Annotated in this window: 15 protein-coding genes; 3 read left to right on the top strand and 12 right to left on the bottom strand. The window is 71.7% G+C overall.

The features are described from left to right. Positions 1 to 258 precede the first annotated feature (258 nt). From ABZ836_RS21590 to thyX, 3 genes are all read right to left on the bottom strand, one after another. The gene (locus tag ABZ836_RS21590; protein ID WP_356139398.1) at positions 259 to 1,944 is read right to left on the bottom strand and encodes a ribonuclease J; all 1,686 of its coding nucleotides are present in this window, start codon (positions 1,942 to 1,944) and stop codon (positions 259 to 261) included. A 130-nt stretch (positions 1,945 to 2,074) separates the two neighbouring features. Beyond that, complete coding sequence (dapA, locus tag ABZ836_RS21585) at positions 2,075 to 2,974, bottom strand: 4-hydroxy-tetrahydrodipicolinate synthase (RefSeq protein WP_356139399.1); 900 nt, start codon at positions 2,972 to 2,974, stop codon at positions 2,075 to 2,077. A gap of 202 nt (positions 2,975 to 3,176) precedes the next feature. Further along, complete coding sequence (thyX, locus tag ABZ836_RS21580) at positions 3,177 to 3,917, bottom strand: FAD-dependent thymidylate synthase (protein WP_356139401.1); 741 nt, start codon at positions 3,915 to 3,917, stop codon at positions 3,177 to 3,179. A gap of 236 nt (positions 3,918 to 4,153) precedes the next feature. Between thyX and ABZ836_RS21575 the strand changes: the two genes are divergently transcribed. Beyond that, positions 4,154 to 4,750: a hypothetical protein gene (locus tag ABZ836_RS21575; RefSeq protein ID WP_361144461.1), complete on the top strand. Its 597-nt coding sequence runs from the start codon at positions 4,154 to 4,156 to the stop codon at positions 4,748 to 4,750. Positions 4,751 to 5,262: 512 nt separating this feature from the next. Here the strand turns inward: ABZ836_RS21575 and ABZ836_RS21570 are convergent. The 5 genes from ABZ836_RS21570 to rpsO all read right to left on the bottom strand — a co-directional run bounded on the left by ABZ836_RS21570 (position 5,263) and on the right by rpsO (position 10,760). Further along, the gene (locus ABZ836_RS21570) at positions 5,263 to 5,700 is read right to left on the bottom strand and encodes a hypothetical protein (RefSeq protein ID WP_361144458.1); all 438 of its coding nucleotides are present in this window, start codon (positions 5,698 to 5,700) and stop codon (positions 5,263 to 5,265) included. A gap of 7 nt (positions 5,701 to 5,707) precedes the next feature. Next, positions 5,708 to 6,460, bottom strand: a complete 753-nt coding sequence (dapB, locus tag ABZ836_RS21565; protein WP_361144455.1) for a 4-hydroxy-tetrahydrodipicolinate reductase — start codon at positions 6,458 to 6,460, stop codon at positions 5,708 to 5,710. Between the two features lie 44 nt (positions 6,461 to 6,504). Further along, on the bottom strand, positions 6,505 to 7,884 hold the full coding sequence (locus ABZ836_RS21560; RefSeq protein WP_361144452.1) for a pitrilysin family protein: 1,380 nt from the start codon (positions 7,882 to 7,884) through the stop codon (positions 6,505 to 6,507). Further along, on the bottom strand, positions 7,881 to 10,097 hold the full coding sequence (locus ABZ836_RS21555; RefSeq protein WP_356139409.1) for a polyribonucleotide nucleotidyltransferase: 2,217 nt from the start codon (positions 10,095 to 10,097) through the stop codon (positions 7,881 to 7,883). The genes ABZ836_RS21560 and ABZ836_RS21555 overlap by 4 nt, the downstream gene beginning before the upstream one ends. Positions 10,098 to 10,469: 372 nt before the next feature. Beyond that, positions 10,470 to 10,760: a 30S ribosomal protein S15 gene (gene rpsO, locus ABZ836_RS21550; RefSeq protein WP_108954112.1), complete on the bottom strand. Its 291-nt coding sequence runs from the start codon at positions 10,758 to 10,760 to the stop codon at positions 10,470 to 10,472. Positions 10,761 to 11,043: 283 nt separating this feature from the next. On the opposite strand from rpsO, the gene ABZ836_RS21545 reads away from it, so the two are divergent. Further along, complete coding sequence (locus ABZ836_RS21545; protein WP_356139411.1) at positions 11,044 to 11,328, top strand: DUF397 domain-containing protein; 285 nt, start codon at positions 11,044 to 11,046, stop codon at positions 11,326 to 11,328. 84 nt (positions 11,329 to 11,412) lie between these two features. Here the strand turns inward: ABZ836_RS21545 and eccD are convergent, their stop codons facing one another. After that, entirely contained in the window at positions 11,413 to 12,912 is a 1,500-nt protein-coding gene (gene eccD, locus ABZ836_RS21540; RefSeq protein WP_361144448.1) for a type VII secretion integral membrane protein EccD, read from the bottom strand. A gap of 337 nt (positions 12,913 to 13,249) precedes the next feature. Between eccD and eccCa the strand changes: the two genes are divergently transcribed. Beyond that, positions 13,250 to 17,224 carry a type VII secretion protein EccCa gene (gene eccCa / locus ABZ836_RS21535; RefSeq protein ID WP_361144445.1) on the top strand — a complete coding sequence of 1,325 codons (3,975 nt, stop codon included), beginning with the start codon at positions 13,250 to 13,252 and terminating at the stop codon, positions 17,222 to 17,224. A 147-nt stretch (positions 17,225 to 17,371) separates the two neighbouring features. Here eccCa and ABZ836_RS21530 read toward each other — a convergent pair whose 3' ends face one another. The 3 genes from ABZ836_RS21530 to ABZ836_RS21520 form a co-directional block, all read right to left on the bottom strand. Then, entirely contained in the window at positions 17,372 to 17,674 is a 303-nt protein-coding gene (locus ABZ836_RS21530; protein ID WP_356136317.1) for a WXG100 family type VII secretion target, read from the bottom strand. A 72-nt stretch (positions 17,675 to 17,746) separates the two neighbouring features. Next, the gene (locus tag ABZ836_RS21525) at positions 17,747 to 18,085 is read right to left on the bottom strand and encodes a WXG100 family type VII secretion target (RefSeq protein ID WP_356136315.1); all 339 of its coding nucleotides are present in this window, start codon (positions 18,083 to 18,085) and stop codon (positions 17,747 to 17,749) included. Positions 18,086 to 18,167: 82 nt separating this feature from the next. After that, on the bottom strand, positions 18,168 to 19,430 hold the full coding sequence (locus ABZ836_RS21520; RefSeq protein ID WP_361144441.1) for a S8 family serine peptidase: 1,263 nt from the start codon (positions 19,428 to 19,430) through the stop codon (positions 18,168 to 18,170). Positions 19,431 to 19,472 lie beyond the last annotated feature (42 nt).

Here is a 19,472-nt window from a genome sequence, read left to right as displayed (position 1 = left end):
CCGACTCTATCAGACCGTTTCCGTTCCGATTTCCTCGGTGCTTTCCAGTTCCAGCACCACTTTCGCGGCGCTTTTCCTTTCCGGCGGTTCCGACTTTAGCAGAAGCTCCGAGTCGGTTTTCCCGCCCTCCTGGTCGGCACCCCTGGACGCCGTAAGCGTTGCGGGTGCCCCCTGGGCGGAGCCGTAAACGTACTGGAGGGGAGCGCCCGTATGCAAATCGAGGCGCTCCCCTCCGCGTGCACTGCCTGGCGTGCCTGATCAGACGTCGACGACGACCGGCAGGATCATCGGTCGGCGGCGGTAGGTGTCGGACACCCACTTGCCCAGCGTGCGGCGGATGAGCTGCTGCATCTGGTGCGGTTCCACCACGCCCTCCTGGGCCTGGCGCTCCAGCACCTCGACCAGCTTCGGCAGGACGTCGCCGAAGGCCTTGTCCTCGATGCCGGAGCCGCGGGCCTGGATGTGCGGGCCCGCGCTGATCTTGCCGGTGGAGGAGTCCACCACCACGAAGACGGAGATGATGCCCTCGTCGCCGAGGATCTTCCGGTCCTTGAGCGCGGGCTCGCCCACCCCGCCGACGGAGAGGCCGTCGACGTACACGTAGCCGGCCTGCACCTTGCCGGTGATCTTGGCCTTGCCGTCGACCAGGTCGACGACCACGCCGTCCTCGGCGATCACGATGCGGTCGTGCGGGACGCCGGTCAGGGCGCCCAGCTCGGCGTTGGCGCGCAGGTGGCGCCACTCGCCGTGCACCGGCATCAGGTTCCGCGGGCGGCAGATGTTGTAGAAGTACAGCAGCTCGCCGGCCGAGGCGTGGCCCGAGACGTGGACCTTGGCGTTGCCCTTGTGGACGACGTTGGCGCCCCAGCGGGTGAGGCCGTTGATCACCCGGTACACCGAGTTCTCGTTGCCCGGGATCAGCGAGGACGCCAGGATCACGGTGTCGCCGGGGACGATCCGGATCTGGTGGTCGCGGTTGGCCATGCGGGACAGCGCGGCCATCGGCTCGCCCTGCGAACCCGTGCAGACCAGCACGACCTCGTGGTCCGGCAGGTCGTCCAGCGTCTTGACGTCCACGACCAGGCCCGGCGGCACCCGCAGGTAGCCGAGGTCCCGGGCGATGCCCATGTTGCGGACCATCGAGCGGCCGACGAAGGCGACTCTGCGGCCGTACTCGTGGGCGGCGTCGAGGATCTGCTGGACGCGGTGGATGTGGCTGGCGAAGCTGGCCACGATGACGCGCTTGCGGGCGCCGGCGAAGACCGAACGCAGCACGTTCGAGATGTCGCGCTCCGGCGGGACGAAGCCCGGGACCTCGGCGTTCGTCGAGTCGCTGAGCAGGAGGTCGATGCCCTCCTCGCTCAGCCGTGCGAACGCGTGCAGGTCCGTGAGGCGGCCGTCCAGCGGAAGCTGGTCCATCTTGAAGTCGCCGGTGTGCACGACCATGCCCGCGGGGGTGCGGATGGCCACCGCGAGGGCGTCCGGGATGGAGTGGTTGACCGCGACGAACTCGCAGTCGAAGGGGCCCAGGCGCTCCCGGTTGCCCTCCGCGACCTCGAGGGAGTACGGACGGATCCGGTGCTCCTGCAGCTTGGCCTCGATCAGGGCGAGGGTCAGCTTGGAGCCGATCAGCGGGATGTCCGGCCGCTCGCGCAGCAGGTAGGGCACCGCGCCGATGTGGTCCTCGTGGCCGTGGGTCAGGACGATGCCCTCGATGTCGCCGAGGCGGTCCCGGATGGACGAGAAGTCCGGCAGGATCAGGTCGATTCCCGGCTGCTCCTCCTCGGGGAAGAGCACGCCGCAGTCGACGATCAGCAGGCGGCCGTCGAACTCGAAGACGGTCATGTTCCGACCGATCTCACCGAGGCCGCCGAGCGGGGTGACCCGCAGTCCGCCCTTGGGGAGCTTGGGCGGCGGGCCGAGTTCAGGATGCGGATGACTCAAAAGACTCTCCTCACCACGCGCGCCACGTGCCCGGGGGCACGTGGCGCGCGTGACGTTCGTGCGGAAGCAGTTGTCGTGTGAAAGGTGCAGGCGCTGTCAGCCCTGCGTATTCAGTTGTGAAGTCCGGTGTTCAGAGCTGTACCCCGCCCGCGGTGAGATCGAGCCTGAGCTGCTCGAGCTCCGCCGGAGACAGCTCGACGAGGGGGGCGCGCAGCGGTCCGGCGGGCAGACCCTGCAGGGTCAGGGCGGCCTTGGTGGTCATCGCGCCCTGGGTGCGGAAGACGCCCGTGTAGACGGGGAGCAGCTTCTGGTGGATCTCCGCGGCCTTGTGCACGTCGCCGCCGAGGTGGGCCTCGAGCATCGCGCGCAGGTCCGGGGCGACCAGGTGGCCGACGACGGAGACGAAGCCGACCGCGCCGATGGACAGCAGCGGCAGGTTCAGGATGTCGTCGCCGGAGTACCAGGCCAGTCCGGAACGGGAGAGCGCCCAGCTCGCGGCGCCCAGGTCACCCTTGGCGTCCTTGTTGGCGACGATCCGCGGGTGCTCCGCGAGGCGGACCAGGGTCTCCGTGGTGATCGGGACGCCGCTGCGGCCCGGGATGTCGTAGAGCATCACCGGCAGGCCGGTGGCGTCGGCGATCGCCGTGAAGTGCCGGTACAGGCCCTCCTGCGGGGGCTTGTTGTAGTACGGCGTCACGGTGAGCAGGCCGTGGGCGCCGAGCTCCTCGGCGGTGCGGGCGAGCTCGATGCTGTGGTGGGTGTCGTTGGTGCCGACGCCGGCGACGATGTGGGCCCGGTCGCCGACGGCCTCCAGGACGGCCCGCAGGAGGGCCGCTTTCTCCGCGTTGCTGGTGGTGGGCGACTCACCGGTGGTGCCGTTGACGATCAGACCGTCGTTGCCGGCGTCCACGAGGTGGGTGGCAAGCCGCTGGGCGCCGTCGAGGTCGAGCGCGCCGTCCGCCGTGAACGGAGTCACCATGGCGGTGAGGACCCTCCCGAAGGGGGTCTGCGGAGTGGAGGTCGGTGCCATGCCTAACACGCTACTCGCTGCACCGGGCCTGGTGCGCCCTCGGGGGTCGGACATTGCGGACGAACGGGATCCCGGCACTGCCTGCTCGGGGGTTCAAGCAGTGCCGGGCCCGTATCGTCAGGCTAGATGAACTTCGCGAAGTCCTGCAATCCGGACACTTCGGGCGGAGGAAGCGTACGCGTCCGTGCGAAGGCCGTCCGGGTCAGGGGGCGACGCGGCCGTTGCTGTTGAAGGCCTCGTAGGTGAGCGGCATGAGCTTGGCCCACTCCTGCTCCATCCGCTCCGCCACCATCTCGATCTCGCGCTGCGGGAAGGAGGGCACCCGGGCGAGTTCGTGCTTGGTCCGCAGGCCGAGGAAGTGCATCAGCGAGCGGGCGTTGCAGGTGGCGTACATGGACGAGAACAGGCCGACGGGCAGGACCGCTCGGGCCACCTCTCGGGCGACACCGGCCGAGAGCATCTCCAGGTAGGCGCGGTAGGCCTCCTGGTACGTCTCCGTCATGGCGCGGGTGACGGTCTCCTGCTGGTCGGGTGTGCCCTCGACGAACTCGTACTTGCCGGGGCGGCCCTGCTGGACCAGCTTGCGGTCGGCGCCGGGGACGTAGAAGACGGGCTCGAGCTGCCGGTAGCGCCCGCTCTCCTCGTTGTAGCTCCAGCCGACGCGGTGGCGCATGAACTCGCGCATCACGAAGATCGGGGCGCTGACGAAGAAGGTCATCGAGTTGTGCTCGAAGGGGCTGCCGTGGCGGTCGCGCATCAGGTAGTTGATCAGCCCCTTGGAGCGTCCCGGCTCCTTCTCCAGCTCCTCCAGGGACTGCTCGCCCACGGTGGAGACGCGGGCGGCGAACAGCACGTCGGCGTCCGAGGCGGTGTGCTTGACCAGTTCGACGGTGACGTCGCTCCGGAAGCTGGGCGTGAGGTCGTCGGGAGGGGTGTCGGTCACGGTGCGGCATTCCTTCGGCGAGGTCGGGGGTGGTTTCGGCCCTGCGGGGCGGCCCTCGGCAGGCAGTCGCTCACTCTACGACGAACGGCATGCGGCGATCTGACCCCGTCCGCGGCTTTCGGCTCCGGCCCGCCCGGCCGATCGGGCGGCCCCTGGGTGGTGGGCCCGGACACGGCTCGATAGCCTCACCGGACATCGTTCGTGTGTATGGATCGTGGATCGAGTGAGGACCCGCCGTGCCCCTGCCCTTTCTGACGGCCGACCGCGCGTTCGACGGGGAGACGGAGGACGTGGTCCTGCCGCATCACGACCGTCAGCGGTGGCGGCGGCCCTACCGGCCGGGCCCGTGGCGGGTCGGCCTCGCCGCGCTGGTGCTGCTGCTCGCCTCGTTCGTGCTGGTCGCTGCCATGATCATCGCCGCGACCACGTCGGTGACGGCGGCCTGGATCTGGTTCGGGCTCGCGGTGCTGATGATCGCCGCGGCGCTGCGCGGTCTGCGGATCGGCGTCTGGGTGAGCTCGGCGGGGCTGCGGCACGTCGCGTTCCTCACGACGCGGACCACGCCGTGGGCGCGGGTCGGGACGCTCCGGGTGGTGCAGCAGCCGGTCCGCTGGATGGGCCTGCCGCGTACCGTGCAGGGCCAGGGGCTGGTGCTGGAGGCCCGGAGCGGGCGGAGCGCCGGGGCGCCGGCGGACGGGCCGGTGGTGCTGCTCAGCACCCACGGCGCCGACTTCCTGAACCGCCCGGCCGCGTTCGACCGGGCGTCGGACACGGTCGAGGCGTGGGCCGACGAGTACCGGATGGTCTCCGCCGCGCGCCGGAGGGCCGGCTAGAGCCCGTACGACGGGCGCTGCCGCCCCTGGGCCGCCCCGGGTGGTCGTGCGGCGTCGCCGCCGCCCCGCAGGAGCCGGCAGGGTCGCCGCTGTCCCGGTGAACCGTACGAAGCCGGCCCCGCCCACCTGCGAGAGCCGTGCGATGTCGCCGCCGCCCGGCAGGGCTGTAGAAACGCCGCCGGCGCCCTGCAGCGCTGCTGGACGCCGCCGCCCTGCGAGGGCCGTTGGTTCGCCACTGCCCCGCAGAGGCGTACGGAGTCGGCCCTGCCGTGCAAGAGGCGTGCGGGGGCGCCCCCGGACCTGCCGGAGCCGTACGGTCACCGCTGCCCTGCCGGAGCCGGGAGGGGGCGGCGCTGCCCCTGCCGGAGCCTGGCGAGGGTTGCGCCGCCCCGCTGCAGCCGTACGGAACACCGCTGCCCTGCCCATGCCGGGCGGGGGCGGCGCTGCCCCGCGAACCGTACGAGGCGGCCCCGCTGCCCCGGAGAGGGGCGGCGGGGCCGTGGGGCTTCCGGTCAGCCGTCGTGGAGCTGGATGGCCCGCTGCATGGCCTTGCGGGCCCGCGTCGTGTCCCGGGCGTCATGGTAGGCCACGGCGAGCCGGAACCAGGTGCGCCAGTCCTCCGGGGCGGCCTCCGTCTCCGCCTTGCGGCGGGCGAAGACGGCGTCGGCGGAGTCGCGGTCGATGCGCCCGCTGGGCGTGCGCTCGAGGTCGTCGACCGGGAGTCCGCCCTCGGCCTCGAGTTCGGCGGCGAGAACCCCCGCCCGGCGGGCGAACTGGGTGTTCTTCCAGAGGAACCAGAGGCCCACCGCGGGCAGCACCAGCACGGCGGCGCCCAGGGCGACGGTCAGCGGGGTGCCGACCTGGATGAGCATGACGCCGCGGCTGCCGGCCAGGACGAAGTAGGCGATCAGGGCCAGCGCCGTGACGGCATAGGTGATCTTCGCGCGCATCTCGTCGTCAGCCCAGGTCCAGGAAGTGCTCGAGGCCGTGGGTCAGGCCCGGGGTCTCCACCACGCGGCGCACGCCGAGCAGGATGCCCGGCATGAAGCTGCTGTGGTGCAGGGAGTCGTGGCGCACGGTGAGGGTCTCGCCCTCGCCGCCGAGCAGGACCTCCTGGTGGGCCAGCAGACCGCGCAGGCGGACCGCGTGCACCGGGACGCCGTCGACGTCGGCGCCGCGGGCCCCGTCCAGCGCCGTGGCGGTGGCGTCGGGCATGGGCGCGCTGCCGGCCGTGCGGCGGGCCTCGGCGATCAGCTCGGCGGTGCGCCGGGCGGTGCCGCTCGGGGCGTCCACCTTGTTCGGGTGGTGCAGTTCGACGACCTCCACCGACTCGAAGTAGGGCGCGGCGATCTGCGCGAACTGCATGGTGAGGACGGCGCCGATGGAGAAGTTCGGCGCGATCAGCACGCCGGTGGCGGGCGAGGCCTCGAGCCAGCCGCCGAGGGTCGCCAGCCGCTCGTCGTTCCAGCCGGTGGTGCCGACGACGGCGTGGATGCCCTGGGCGACGCAGTACTCGAGGTTGGTCATGACCGAGTCGGGGGTGGTCAGCTCGACCACCGCCTGGGCCCCCGCGGACCTCAGGGCGTCCAGGCTGTCGTGGCGGCCGAGGGCGGCCACCAGCTCCATGTCCTCGGCGGCCTCGACCGCCTTGACGGCCTCGGAGCCGATGCGCCCCTTGGCGCCGAGGACCGCCACACGCAGCTTGCTCATGTTGCTCCTGCTTCCTTTCGCGGGCCCCGCGGGGTCCGGTCGGCTCAGGCCACGGCCTCGTGCAGGCGGGAGGCCTGCTTGTCCTTGAGCGGGCCGATGACCGAGAGGGACGGACGGCGGCCCAGGATGTCCCGGGCGACCTCCCGCACATCATCGGGGGTGACCGCGTCGATGCTCGCCAGGACGTCGTCGACGGACATCTGGTCGCCCCAGCACAGCTCGCTCTTGCCGATGCGGTTCATCAGCGCGCCGGTGTCCTCCAGGCCGAGGACCGTGGACCCCTTGAGCTGGCCGACGGCGCGGGCGATCTCCTCGTCCGGCAGGCCCTCCGCGGCGGCCCGGTCGAGCTCGTCGCGGCAGATCTTCAGCACGTCGTGCACCTGGCTGGGCCGGCAGCCGGCGTACACGCCGAAGAGGCCGCAGTCGGCGAAGCTGGAGGTGTACGAGTACACGCTGTAGGCGAGGCCGCGCTTCTCCCGGACCTCCTGGAAGAGGCGGGAGGACATCCCGCCGCCGAGGGCGGCGTTGAGGACGGCCAGCGACCAGCGGCGGTCGTCGGTGCGGGCGATGCCGGGCATGCCGAGGATGACGTGGGCCTGCTCGGTCCTGCGGGAGACCAGGTCGACCTTGCCGGCGGTGCGCAGGGTGCGGCTGCCGGAGCGGGGGCCGACCGGGACCGCCTCGGGGTCGGTGAGCAGGCCGGCCTTCTCGAAGGCGGCGCGGACCTGGCGGACCACCTTGCCGTGGTCGAGGTTGCCGGCCGCGGCGACGACCAGGCGGGTCGGGTCGTAGTGCTTCTTGTAGAAGCGCCGTATCCGGTCGGCGTTCAGCGCGTTGACGGTGTCCACCGTGCCGAGGACCGGGCGGCCGAGGGGGGTGTCGCCGAGCATGGTGTGCGCGAACAGGTCGTGCACGCAGTCGCCCGGGTCGTCCTCGGTCATCGCGATCTCCTCGAGGATCGCGCCGCGCTCGACGTCGACGTCCTCCTGGCGGATCAGCGAACCGGTGAGCATGTCGCAGACCACGTCGATCGCGAGCGGGAGGTCGGTGTCCAGCACGCGGGCGTAGTAGCAGGTGTACTCCTTGGCGGTGAACGCGTTCATCTCGCCGCCGACCGCGTCGATCGCGGCCGAGATGTCGAGCGCGCTGCGCCGGGAGGTGCCCTTGAAGAGCAGGTGCTCCAGGTAGTGGGTGGCTCCGCCCAGCGCCGGGGTCTCGTCCCGGGAGCCGACGTTGGCCCAGATGCCGAAGGTCGCCGAGCGCACCGAGGGGAGGGTCTCGGTGACGATCCGCAGGCCGCCGGGGAGGGTGGTGCGGCGGACGGTGCCGCCGCCGTTCTGGCCCTTGATCAGGGTTTGGGTACGGGCGACGGCCCGCACCGGGGAGCCGGTGCGGGCCGTCGCCGTGGAGCTACGAGAGGTCACTTCTCGCTGTCGTCCTTCGCGTCGTCCTGCTCCTCGCCCTCGATCACGGGGACGAGGGAGAGCTTGCCGCGGGAGTCGATCTCGGCGATCTCGACCTGGACCTTCTGGCCCACGCCGAGGACGTCCTCGACGTTCTCCACGCGCTTGCCGCCGGCCAGCTTGCGGATCTGCGAGATGTGCAGCAGACCGTCCTTGCCGGGCATCAGGGAGACGAAGGCGCCGAAGGTCGTGGTCTTGACGACCGTGCCCAGGTAACGCTCGCCGACCTCGGGCATCGTCGGGTTGGCGATGCTGTTGATCGTGGCGCGGGCGGCCTCGGCGGCCGGTCCGTCCGAGGCACCGATGTAGATGGTGCCGTCGTCCTCGATGGTGATCTCGGCGCCGGTGTCCTCCTGGATCTGGTTGATCATCTTGCCCTTGGGGCCGATGACCTCACCGATCTTGTCCACCGGGATCTTGACGGTGATGATCCGCGGGGCGTTCGGGGACATCTCGTCGGGCCGGTCGATGGCCTCCATCATCACGTCGAGGATGTGGAGGCGGGCGTCGCGGGCCTGCTTGAGGGCCGCGGCGAGCACGGAGGCCGGGATGCCGTCCAGCTTGGTGTCGAGCTGGAGGGCGGTCACGAACTCCTTGGTGCCGGCGACCTTGAAGTCCATGTCGCCGAAGGCGTCCTCCGCACCGAGGATGTCGGTGAGGGCGACGTAGTGCGTCTCACCGTTGATCTCCTGGGAGATCAGACCCATGGCGATGCCGGCGACGGGGGCCTTGAGGGGCACACCGGCGTTCAGCAGCGACATGGTGGAGGCGCAGACGGACCCCATGGAGGTGGAGCCGTTGGAGCCGAGGGCCTCGGAGACCTGGCGGATCGCGTACGGGAACTCCTCGCGCGTCGGCAGGACCGGCACGATGGCGCGCTCGGCGAGGGCGCCGTGGCCGATCTCGCGGCGCTTCGGGGAGCCGACGCGGCCGGTCTCGCCGACGGAGTACGGCGGGAAGTTGTAGTTGTGCATGTAGCGCTTGCGGGTCACCGGGGAGAGGGTGTCCAGCTGCTGCTCCATGCGGAGCATGTTGAGGGTGGTGACGCCCAGGATCTGGGTCTCGCCACGCTCGAACAGCGCCGAGCCGTGCACGCGCGGGATGGCCTCGACCTCGGCGGCCAGGGTGCGGATGTCGGTGACACCGCGACCGTCGATGCGCTTCTTCTCCTTGATGACGCGCTCCCGCACGAGCTGCTTGGTCAGCGCGCGGTAGGCGGCGGAGATCTCCTTCTCGCGGCCCTCGAACTCCGGGAGGAGCTTCTCGGCGGCGAGGCCCTTGACGCGGTCCAGCTCGGCCTCGCGCTCCTGCTTGCCGGCGATGGTGAGCGCCTGGGACAGCTCGGGGCGGACGGCGGAGGAGAGCGCCTGGAAGACGTCGTCCTGGTAGTCCAGGAAGACCGGGAACTCGCCGGTCGGCTTGGCGGCCTTGGCGGCGAGGTCGGACTGGGCCTTGCAGAGCACCTTGATGAAGGGCTTCGCGGCGTCCAGACCGGCGGCGACGACCTCCTCGGTCGGCGCGTCGGCGCCGCCCTCGACGAGCTTGATCGTCTTCTCGGTGGCCTCGGCCTCGACCATCATGATCGCGACGTCGCCGTCCTCCAGGACGCGGCCCGCGACCACCATGTCGAAGACGGCGTCCTCGAGCTCGGTGTGCGTGGGGAAGGCGACCCACTGGCCGTTGATCAGCGCGACGCGGACGCCGCCGATCGGGCCGGAGAAGGGCAGGCCGGCCAGCTGCGTGGACGCGGAGGCGGCGTTGATCGCCACGACGTCGTACAGGTGGTCGGGGTTGAGCGCCATGATCGTGGCGACGACCTGGATCTCGTTGCGCAGGCCCTTCTTGAAGGAGGGGCGCAGCGGGCGGTCGATCAGGCGGCAGGTGAGGATGGCGTCCTCGGAGGGACGGCCCTCGCGGCGGAAGAACGAGCCGGGGATCTTGCCGGCGGCGTACATCCGCTCCTCGACGTCCACCGTGAGGGGGAAGAAGTCGAGCTGGTCCTTGGGGTTCTTGGAGGCGGTGGTGGCCGACAGCACCATGGTGTCGTCGTCCAGGTAGGCCACGGCGGAGCCGGCGGCCTGACGGGCCAGGCGGCCCGTCTCGAAGCGGATGGTGCGGGTGCCGAAGGAACCGTTGTCGATGACGGCCTCGGCGTAGTGGGTCTCGTTCTCCACCAGTGTTCTTCTCCTCGTCTTCGTCCCTGGCTGCCCGTGTGGCAGGGGGACTCGGCGGAGAAGCGCGCCGTACCTTGCGGGCCGGTCTTCGATCGAAGCACCCGGGGCTGTCTCCCCGGGGGCCACTACCGAGGACCGGCGGCGGCGAGGTGCGCTTCCCCTCGTTCGGGTGAACCGTCCACACGGACGGTTCGTGGTGCGACCAGTGTTACGGAGTACCCCGTGTGGGCCCCGCGATCACACTGTTCACGCTGTGTCGTGTGACGTGCGTCGTGCTACCACACTACAAAGTGTGGCCGACACCTCGCACGTTTCCGTGCGTACGGCAAAGGGAGCGGCCCCCTCCGCGGGAACCGCTCCCTTCACGGCGTCCTACTTGGCGCCGCCGGCCGCACCACGGCGGATGCCGAGGCGGTCGACCAGGGCGCGGAAGCGCTGGATGTCCTTCTTGGCCAGGTACTGCAGCAGGCGGCGACGCTGGCCGACCAGGATCAGCAGACCACGACGGGAGTGGTGGTCGTGCTTGTGGCTCTTGAGGTGCTCCGTCAGGTCGGAGATGCGGCGGGTCAGGAGCGCGACCTGGACCTCGGGGGAGCCGGTGTCACCTTCCTTGGTGCCGAACTCGGTGATGATCTGCTTCTTCGTAGCGGCGTCGAGCGACACGCGTACTCCTTGTGATGTCCACAAAAGGCCACCGAGTGCCCCCGGTCTGTGTCTCGGGGGAGCTTCCGTTACTCGGGAGGCGGGGATCCGCTGGGCGCGTCCTCCAGACCGCCTCGGGCGGGTCCGGTGGCGCGTACACAAACGGCCGTCGCCCAGAGTACCAGGACCGCAGGGGGGTCCTTCGCGCGGGTCGCCGAAGTCGGCCGGGGGCGGTGGACCGGGCACTAGGGTACGTCGCGGATCGACCCGGCCCGGGTTCGGGCCCGTTCGGAAGGGGCTTCGCATGGCGGAGACAGAGGAAGACGTGAAGGCCCGCAAGGAGCGGGAGCGGGACGAGTTGTACGCGCTGGACATCTCCGGGGTGGAGTGGCACTCCGCGCCGGGCACGGAGCAGCACGAGGAGCGGGTGGAGATCGCCCACCTGCCGGGCGGGGCGGTGGCGATGCGGTCGTCGCTGGACCCGGGCACCGTGCTGCGGTACACGGAGGCGGAGTGGCGGGCCTTCGTGCTGGGGGCGCGGGACGGCGAGTTCGACCTGGAGCCGGCCGGGGAGGCCGGGGAGAACTGAGCCCAGGACCACGGCGAGGGGGGTGCGGCGGCCGCCGCACCCCCCTCGCCGTACTGCCGCACGGCCGGTCGGCGGCACGGCCGGTCAGCCGGTCATCGCCCGGACCGCCTCGTAGACGCCGAAGACGGCGAGCGCCAGCGGGACCAGGGTGAGCAGGACGAAGGACTCGGCGATCTCCAGGAAGCGGCCCCAGAAGGGGGTGGGGCCGCCGCGCGGGGCGATCAGGCCGATGCCGGTGATCAGCGCCGTGGTGACGGCGATGGCGGCGACCAGCCAGACGGTGCGCAGTTCCAGCGCGGAGGGGTCGGCGGTGGCCGGCGGGTTGAGCGCGAGGCCGAGGCCGAGCAGCACCAGGGCGGCGAGGCCGGCCGCGAGCAGCGGGCCCACCTGCGCGGTGTAGCGGAACAGGGTGGCCCGCATCAGCAGCGCGACGCCGGTGGCCAGGGCGAGGAGCCGGGCCCACAGGTCGTCGGAGAAGCCGAGGACCGCGCAGGCGACGGCGGCGACCAGCGCGCAGCCGCCGACCAGGCCGACCAGGAGTTCGTGGCCGCGCCGGGTGCGCTCCTCGACGCGGTGCAGGTCGACCGGGTCCTGGGGCTCGGCCTCGAGGCCGTAGGCGGCGGAGGCGCCGGTGCGCGGCGGGTCGAAGCCGATGGGGAGGCGGGCGAACCGCAGCGACATCCCCGGGAGGAAGGCGAGGGCGCCGACGGCCAGCGGGGCGCAGAGCGCGGCCGTCTCGGTGGCGTTCCAGCGGGCCAGCAGGGCGGTGAAGACGGTGGCCGTGGCGAGGGCGGAGGCCACCACGCAGGCCACGAAGGGGCCGTCGCCGCGCGGGGAGCAGAGCATCAGCACCAGGGCGGCGAGCAGGACGGCGGCGCAGCCGAGCAGGAACTGGAGCTTGCCGACGCCGGTGCCCTCCGCGAGGGGCAGCAGGCCGGAGCCGGCCACGCCCATGTTGGGCAGCGCGCCCAGGCCGAGGGCGAGGGCGGCCGCGCGGTCGTCGTAGACGCGGGCGCGGACGCAGGCCAGGACGACCAGGACGACGCCGGCGATGGCCGCGAGGATGCCGGGCAGGCCGTGCATGTCGTGGCCGGGGTGGGAGGTCCAGGCGACGAAGGCGAGCAGCGCGGGCAGCACCGCTCCGGCGACCAGACCGCCGGTGCGGGTGAGGTCGCCGTTCCAGAGGGTGCGGTCGCGGGAGACGGCCGAGGCGACGGCCTCGGAGACGTCGTCGAAGACGGCGGGCGGCAGCGAGGCGGAGAAGGGCCGCAGCGTGAGCAGTTCGCCGTCGAGGATGCGCTGGGCCGCGAAGGAGCGGGCGCTGTCGAGGACGGTGCCGTCACGGCGGACCAGGTGGTAGCCGACGGGCGCGCCCTCCTCGGGGCTCTGCCGGGACAGCCGGAGGATCTCCGGGTAGAGGTCGGCGACCGGGATGTCGTCGGGCAGCGCCACGTCGATGCGGCTGTCGGGCGCGACGATGGTGACCCGGCAGAAGCCGAGTCCGGAGCCGGCGCCCGTTCCGGACGGGCCCGCCGGTCCGGGGCCGGCCTGTCCGGTGGCCGGCGCGGAGGCCGTGGTGCTCACCTTCTGCTCCCCCTCGGTGGTGGTGTGCGGTCACGGTGCGTGGGACGACCGCTGGTGACGGGTGCGTGTGACGTGCGCGTGTGACGGAACCGCGGTGGTCCGGTGGGTGCCGGACGCCGGTGGTGCGTTCCGTCGCTGCCGAACGTCCTTGTTGTCCGGGCTCGTTCACGTGTGTCCGCGCCGACGGGCGGCCCTGGCCGTCCGGTCGGGGCGAACATCCGGCACCATACCGCTCACCGGCCGATGGCGGACTCAGTAGGATCACGCCGCGGCCCGCGTACCCGGACCACGGGGAGCCCTGGACAATGGCGGAGCCCGGCAAGGGGATTGGTGACCAGTGAGCCACATCGTCGTGAAGCGCCCGCCGCGGGCGCTGCCGTCCGAGGTGCCCACGGAAGAGATCGTGCTGCAGCCACCGCCGGAGTTGCCGCGCGGGCCGCAGGAGAGCGTGCTGATGCAGCTGCTCCCGACGCTCGGCATGGGCGGTTCGGTGGTCTTCTTCTTCATGAGCGACCGGCCGTTCATGCGCATCATGGGCATGGTGATGATCGCCTCGACGATCGCCATGTCGGTGGCGATGGTGGTGCGGTTCCGCCGGGGCAACCAGGGGCAGTTGGCCGACCTGCGGCGTGACTACCTGGGGTACCTGACGCAGGTGCGGCAGCGGGCGGTGGACACCGCGACGGCGCAGCGGGACGCGCAGTACTACCTGCACCCCTCGCCCGAGCAGTTGTGGGCGCTGGTCGCCGAGGGCAGCCGGGTGTGGGAACGGCGGCCCGGCGACGAGGACTTCGCGCAGGTGCGGATCGGCCTGGGGCCGCAGCAGCTGGCGTCGCCGCTGATCGCGCCGCAGACCGGGCCGGTGGACCAGCTGGAGCCGTTGACCGCGGGGGCGATGCAGCGGTTCGTGGCGGTGCACTCCACGCTGGAGGACCTGCCGATGGCGGTGTCCCTGCGGGCGTTCTACCGGGTGACGGTGAGCGGCGAGGCGGAGTCGGCGCGGGCCCTGGTGCGGGCGATGGCCGGCTCGCTGGCCTCGCTGCACTCCCCCGAGGACCTGGTCGTGGCGGTCGCCGCGGGCCGGGGCGCGGCCGAGCAGTGGGAGTGGGCCAAGTGGCTGCCGCACGCGCAGGCGCCGGGCGGCCCGGACGGCGCGGGCAGCCGCCGGCTGATCGCCGAGGACCCGCGGGCGCTGGAGGACCTGCTGGCCGCGCGCCTGTCGGGCCGGCCCCGCTTCCACCCGGCGGCGCCGCCGCTGCCGGACACGCCGCACCTGGTCCTGGTCCTGGACGGGGTGTCGCTGCCGCAGGACTCGGTGCTGGCCAACCCGGAGGGGCTGCAGGGCGTCACCGTGATCGAGGTGGTGCCCGGTGACCAGGTGGGCGCCCCCGGCGACCTGGCGATGTCGGTGCGGCCGTCCTCGCTGCGGCTGGAGTCGGCGCACGGCGCGGTGTACGAGGGGACGCCGGACGCCCTGTCGTACGCGTCGGCCGAGGCGCTGGCGCGGCAGTTGGCGCCGCTGCGGATGGCCTCCGGCGGGGACGACGACGAACCGCTGCTGGCCAACCTGGAGTTCACCGACCTGCTGAACCTGGGCGACGCCGCCTCGGTGGATCCGAAGCGGACCTGGCGGCCGCGGGCGCTGGCGGAGCGGCTGCGGGTGCCGATCGGTGTCGGCGAGGACGGCCGTCCGGTGATGCTGGACCTCAAGGAGGCCGCGCAGGAGGGCATGGGCCCGCACGGTCTGTGCGTGGGCGCGACCGGTTCCGGCAAGTCGGAGCTGCTGCGCACGCTGGTGCTGGGCCTGGCGGTCACGCACTCCTCGGAGACGCTGAACTTCGTGCTCGCCGACTTCAAGGGCGGCGCGACCTTCGCGGGGATGGCGCGGATGCCGCACGTGGCCGCGGTGATCACCAACCTGGCGGACGACCTGACGCTGGTCGACCGCATGGGCGACTCCATCCGCGGTGAGCTCAACCGCCGCCAGGAGATGCTCCGGGACGCGGGCAACTACGCGAACATCCACGACTACGAGAAGGCGCGCGCGGCGGGCGCCGCGCTGCAGCCGATCCCCTCGCTGGTGCTGGTCATCGACGAGTTCAGCGAACTGCTCACCGCCAAGCCGGACTTCATCGAGATGTTCGTGCAGATCGGCCGCATCGGCCGGTCGCTGGGCGTGCACCTGCTGCTCGCCTCGCAGCGCCTGGAGGAGGGCCGGCTGCGCGGCCTGGAGACGTACCTGTCGTACCGGATCGGTCTGCGGACCTTCTCGGCGGCGGAGTCCCGGGCGGCCCTGGGCGTGCCGGACGCCTACGAACTGCCGAACGTGCCGGGTTCCGGCTTCCTGAAGTTCGGCACCGACGAGATGGTGCGGTTCAAGGCCGCCTACGTGTCCGGCGTCTACCGTTCGGGCGCGCAGCAGGCGGCGCTGGCGGGCGGGCCGCTGCCGGTGGACCGGCGGCCGGTGCTGTTCACCGCCGCCGAGGTGCCGGTGCGTTACGCCTCGGTGCCGCGGCAGCGCGAGGAGTCGGCGGCGCCGGGGACGGACGACGCGCTGGCGGACACGGTGCTGGACGTGATCGTCAAGCGGCTGGAGGCGCAGGGCCCGGCGGCGCACCAGGTGTGGCTGCCGCCGCTGGACAGCCCGCCGTCGCTGGACGGTCTGCTGCCGGGCCTGACGGCCGTGGAGGGCCGCGGCCTCACCCAGCCCGGGTACGAGGGCGCGGGGCGTCTGGTGGTGCCGGTGGGCATCGTGGACAAGCCGTTCGAGCAGCGGCGCGACCCGCTGTGGGTGGACTTCTCGGGCGCGGCCGGCCACATGCAGATCCTGGGCGGTCCGCAGTCCGGCAAGTCGACGCTGCTGCGGAGCCTGGTGTCGGCGTTCGCGCTCACCCACACCCCGCACGAGGTGCAGTTCTACGGGCTGGACTTCGGCGGCGGCGGCATGGCGGCGCTCGACGGCCTGCCGCACGTGGGCGGTGTGGCCTCCCGCCTGGACCCGGAGCGGGTGCGGCGCACGGTCGCCGAGGTGTACGGGGTGCTCAACCGGCGCGAGGAGTACTTCCGGTCGGCGGGCATCCCGTCGATCGCGGAGTTCCGGGCGCGGCGTGCGCGCGGGGTGATCCCGGTGACGGACCAGCCGTGGGGCGACGTCTTCCTGCTCATCGACGGCTGGGGCAACTTCAAGGGCGAGTACGAGGCGCTGGAGCCGCTGGTGCTGGAGATCGCGGCGCGCGGTCTCGGCTACGGCATCCACCTGGTCATCACCGCCTCGCGGTCGATGGAGGTCCGCTCGAACCTGAAGGACCAGCTGATGAACCGGCTGGAGCTGCGGCTCGGCGACCCGATGGACTCCGAGTTCGACCGGAAGGTGGCGGCGAACGTGCCGGCGGGCGTGCCGGGGCGCGGCCAGTCGCCGCAGAAGCTGCACTTCATGGCGGCGGTGCCGCGCATCGACGGCCTGACCTCGGACTCCGACCTGGCGGACGCGACGGCGGCGCTGGCCTCGGAGGTCTCCCGGCACTGGACGGCGCCGGGCGCGCCCCAGGTGCGGCTGCTGCCGCGCCGTCTGCCGCTGGAGCAGCTGCCGGGCGGCGACCGGTTCCCGGAGCGCGGCGTGGCGTTCGCGCTGGACGAGAACAACCTGGAGCCGGTGTTCGTCGACTTCGACCAGGACCCGTTCTTCCTGATCTTCGGGGAGAGCGAGTCCGGCAAGTCCAACCTGCTGCGGCTGCTGATCCGGCAGCTCACGCTGCGGTACCCGGGCGACGAGTGCAAGCTGTTCGTGGTCGACAACCGGCGCTCGCTGCTGGACGTCACGCCGGACTCGCACCTGGCCGAGTACATCCCGATGTCCAACACCATGGAGCACCACATGGCGGCGCTGGCGGACCTGATGCGGCGCCGCTCCCCCACCGCCGACGTCACCGCGCAGCAGCTGCGGGACCGCAGCTGGTGGAGCGGGCCCAACGTGTACGTGGTGGTCGACGACTACGACCTGGTGTCGACCTCGCAGGGCAACCCGCTGGCCGGGCTGACCGAACTCCTGCCGTTCGCGCGGGACGTGGGCGTGCGGTTCATCATCGCCCGCTCCAGCGCGGGCGCCGGGCGGGCCGGTTACGAGGCGTTCGTGCAGCGCATCAAGGAACTGGGCGCCCAGGGCGTGGTCCTGGCCGGCGACCCGGCCGAGGGCGACCTGCTCGGCGGGGTCCGGCCGCGGCCGATGCCGGCGGGGCGGGGCGTCTTCGTCTCCCGCAAGCGGGGGAAGCCGCTGGTGCAGACGGGGCTCGTGCCGGAGGGGCCGTGGGGGTGACCTGCGGTCCGGGCCTGGGCCCGGGCCAGGGCCTGGGCGCAGGTGGGGTGAAGGCCCTGGCGCGGGCGGCGTGAGGGCACAAGGAACCGGGGCGGGGCGCCCTCCGTGCGCGTCCCGCCCCGGTTCCGGTGCGTGTGCCCGAGGCTGTCAGCCCTGGAAGTAGCTGGCCGCCTTCAGGTCGCCGCCGCGGTAGTCACCGCCGGCCTGGCTGACCTTCTGGCCGATCTGCATCAGCGCGGTGTGGATGGCGTTGGCGTGCTTGTCCCACTCCACCATCACCTGCTGGAACGCGGCGGCGGACTCGCCCTCCCAGCCCGTCGCGGCCTGCGCGATCGCGGACTTCAGGGCCTGGAGGTCGGTGTCCAGCTTCTTCGCCTGGTTGCCCAGCTCGGTGGTCAGCGCGTCGAGACCGCCGTACTTGACGGCAAGCTCGTCCTGGCTCATGGACATGATGTTCCTCGTCTCTGCTCGTCCTCGTCAGGTGGTTGCGGTGCCGATCTCGTGAGTCGGCGCCGGGTCGGCTCAGTAGCCGTTGAGCGCGGAGGTCTTGCCGCCGTACTGCACGTCGATCGAGTCGATCGTGGCCCGCACCTCGTCCTCGAGGTTGTCCTTGTCCTTGCGGGTCATGTTGATGTTCTCGAGGAACTTGACGAGCAGCTGGCCGATGTCACGCATGTGCTCGTTGATCTCGACCTGCTTGCGGTTGAAGGCGTTGGCGCCGATACCGCGCCAGTGGCCCTCGAGCTGGTCGATGGTGCCCTGCAGCCGGGTCATCTGACCCTTGATCGACTCGAAGCGGTCGACGATGTTCTTCTCGAGCGCGATGACCTCGCTGTCCCGGAGAAGCTGTCCCTCTGACATGACCTGTGATCCCTTCGTCAACGGTCGTGATGTGCCGGTCGGTTGGTCGGTTGGGCTCCGGTGCGGCTCACGGCCGCGCGGATCAGGCGGAGCGTCGCTTCCGCAGGACGACGACGGTGACGCCGCCGATCACCACCACGGCGGCGATCGCACCGGCGATCGGCCACACGAGGCTGCTGCCGTCGCCGGCCTCGGCGGCGGCGGTCTCACCCTCCCCGCCGGCGGCGGGCTTGCCCGCGTCCGCCGGGGCCTCGCCCTCGGCCTCGGCCCCGGAGGAGGCTCCGGCCGAGGTGCTGGGGATGGGCTCGGGGGTGGGCTTGAAGTCGGAGCTGGCCTTGAAGGCGGACTCGTGCTCCTTGATCAGCGGGTCGGCATCGGGGGCACCGGGGTCGAAGCCCGGCTCGGCCAGCACCACTCGGGGGCGGATCAGCCCGTACCCGAGGTAGTTGCTCGGCTGCTCCCGGGGCCAGTCACGGCCGGCGGTCTCCAGCAGGGCGTTCAGTACCTGGTTGTTGGTCCAGTCGGGGTGGGCGGACCAGACGAGGGCGGCCGAGGCGGAGGCGACGGCGGTGGCAGAACTTGTGCCCTCCACAGTGCAGTACCGGGTGAAGTTGCGGTCACACCATGCGGGCAGGTCGAGCCCCGGCGCGGCGAGGTCGACGTCAGCACCGTGCTCGGAGAACTTGCCCACGGTGCCAGTCTTGTCCGCCGCGGACACGCCTACGACGTACGGATAACCGGCTGGATATCCGATGTGCTTGCCACCGAAGGTGTCCTTTTCGGCTTCGTTGCCCACACCGGCGAACAGCAACTTGCCCTTGGAGTAGGCGTAGGCAACGGCCTCTGCCTCCTCGGCGATGATGTAAGGGCTTGTGAACGACATACTGATGATCTTCGCGTCGCTGTCAGCCGCCGCCCTGATCGCCTCAGCGATGCTGGGCGCCTTCTTCCTGTCGGCCTTGTCCTCAAGGCCCTTCAGGTCGATGCGAATGGGCACGATCTTGGCGTCGGGTGCCAGCCCCTTGATGCCACCGCCCGCACCGGTCCCTGCGATGGTTTCCGCCATCGACGTGCCGTGTCCGGTGTAGTCCACGGTGGCCTTGTATGCCGCCGCTCCGGAGATGTCGCCTTCCACGACCTGGCCTTCGAGTGCAGACGTGTCGGCGTTGACCCCTGTGTCGATGACGGCGACGGTCACACCCTCGCCGGTGCTGACCTTCCACATCTGCTCGGCCTTCATGGCATCGAGGTGCCAGGCGTCCAGAGCCTCCGCCGCAGAAGCGGACGGGACCACGCTTACTGACACCATGGCGAACGCGCCAAGCGCCGCTCCGACGACAGCCACCCGCCCGCGCATGCTCCGTCCGATCCCCCTGGGCGCCCGCCC

It is taken from the genome of Streptomyces sp. NPDC047130 (assembly GCF_040643475.1).
GTDB lineage: Bacteria > Actinomycetota > Actinomycetes > Streptomycetales > Streptomycetaceae > Streptomyces.
The sequence above is the reverse complement of the archived record's forward strand: the minus strand, read 5'-3'. Positions and strand labels throughout refer to the sequence as shown.

Coding starts and splice junctions, on each gene's coding strand:
- dapA (WP_356139399.1), bottom strand. CDS start 2,974: ATGGCACCGACCTCCACTCCGCAGACCCCCTTCGGGAGGGTCCTCACC.
- ABZ836_RS21570 (WP_361144458.1), bottom strand. CDS start 5,700: ATGCGCGCGAAGATCACCTATGCCGTCACGGCGCTGGCCCTGATCGCC.
- dapB (WP_361144455.1), bottom strand. CDS start 6,460: ATGAGCAAGCTGCGTGTGGCGGTCCTCGGCGCCAAGGGGCGCATCGGC.
- ABZ836_RS21545 (WP_356139411.1), top strand. CDS start 11,044: ATGGCGGAGACAGAGGAAGACGTGAAGGCCCGCAAGGAGCGGGAGCGG.
- ABZ836_RS21530 (WP_356136317.1), bottom strand. CDS start 17,674: ATGTCCATGAGCCAGGACGAGCTTGCCGTCAAGTACGGCGGTCTCGAC.
- ABZ836_RS21525 (WP_356136315.1), bottom strand. CDS start 18,085: ATGTCAGAGGGACAGCTTCTCCGGGACAGCGAGGTCATCGCGCTCGAG.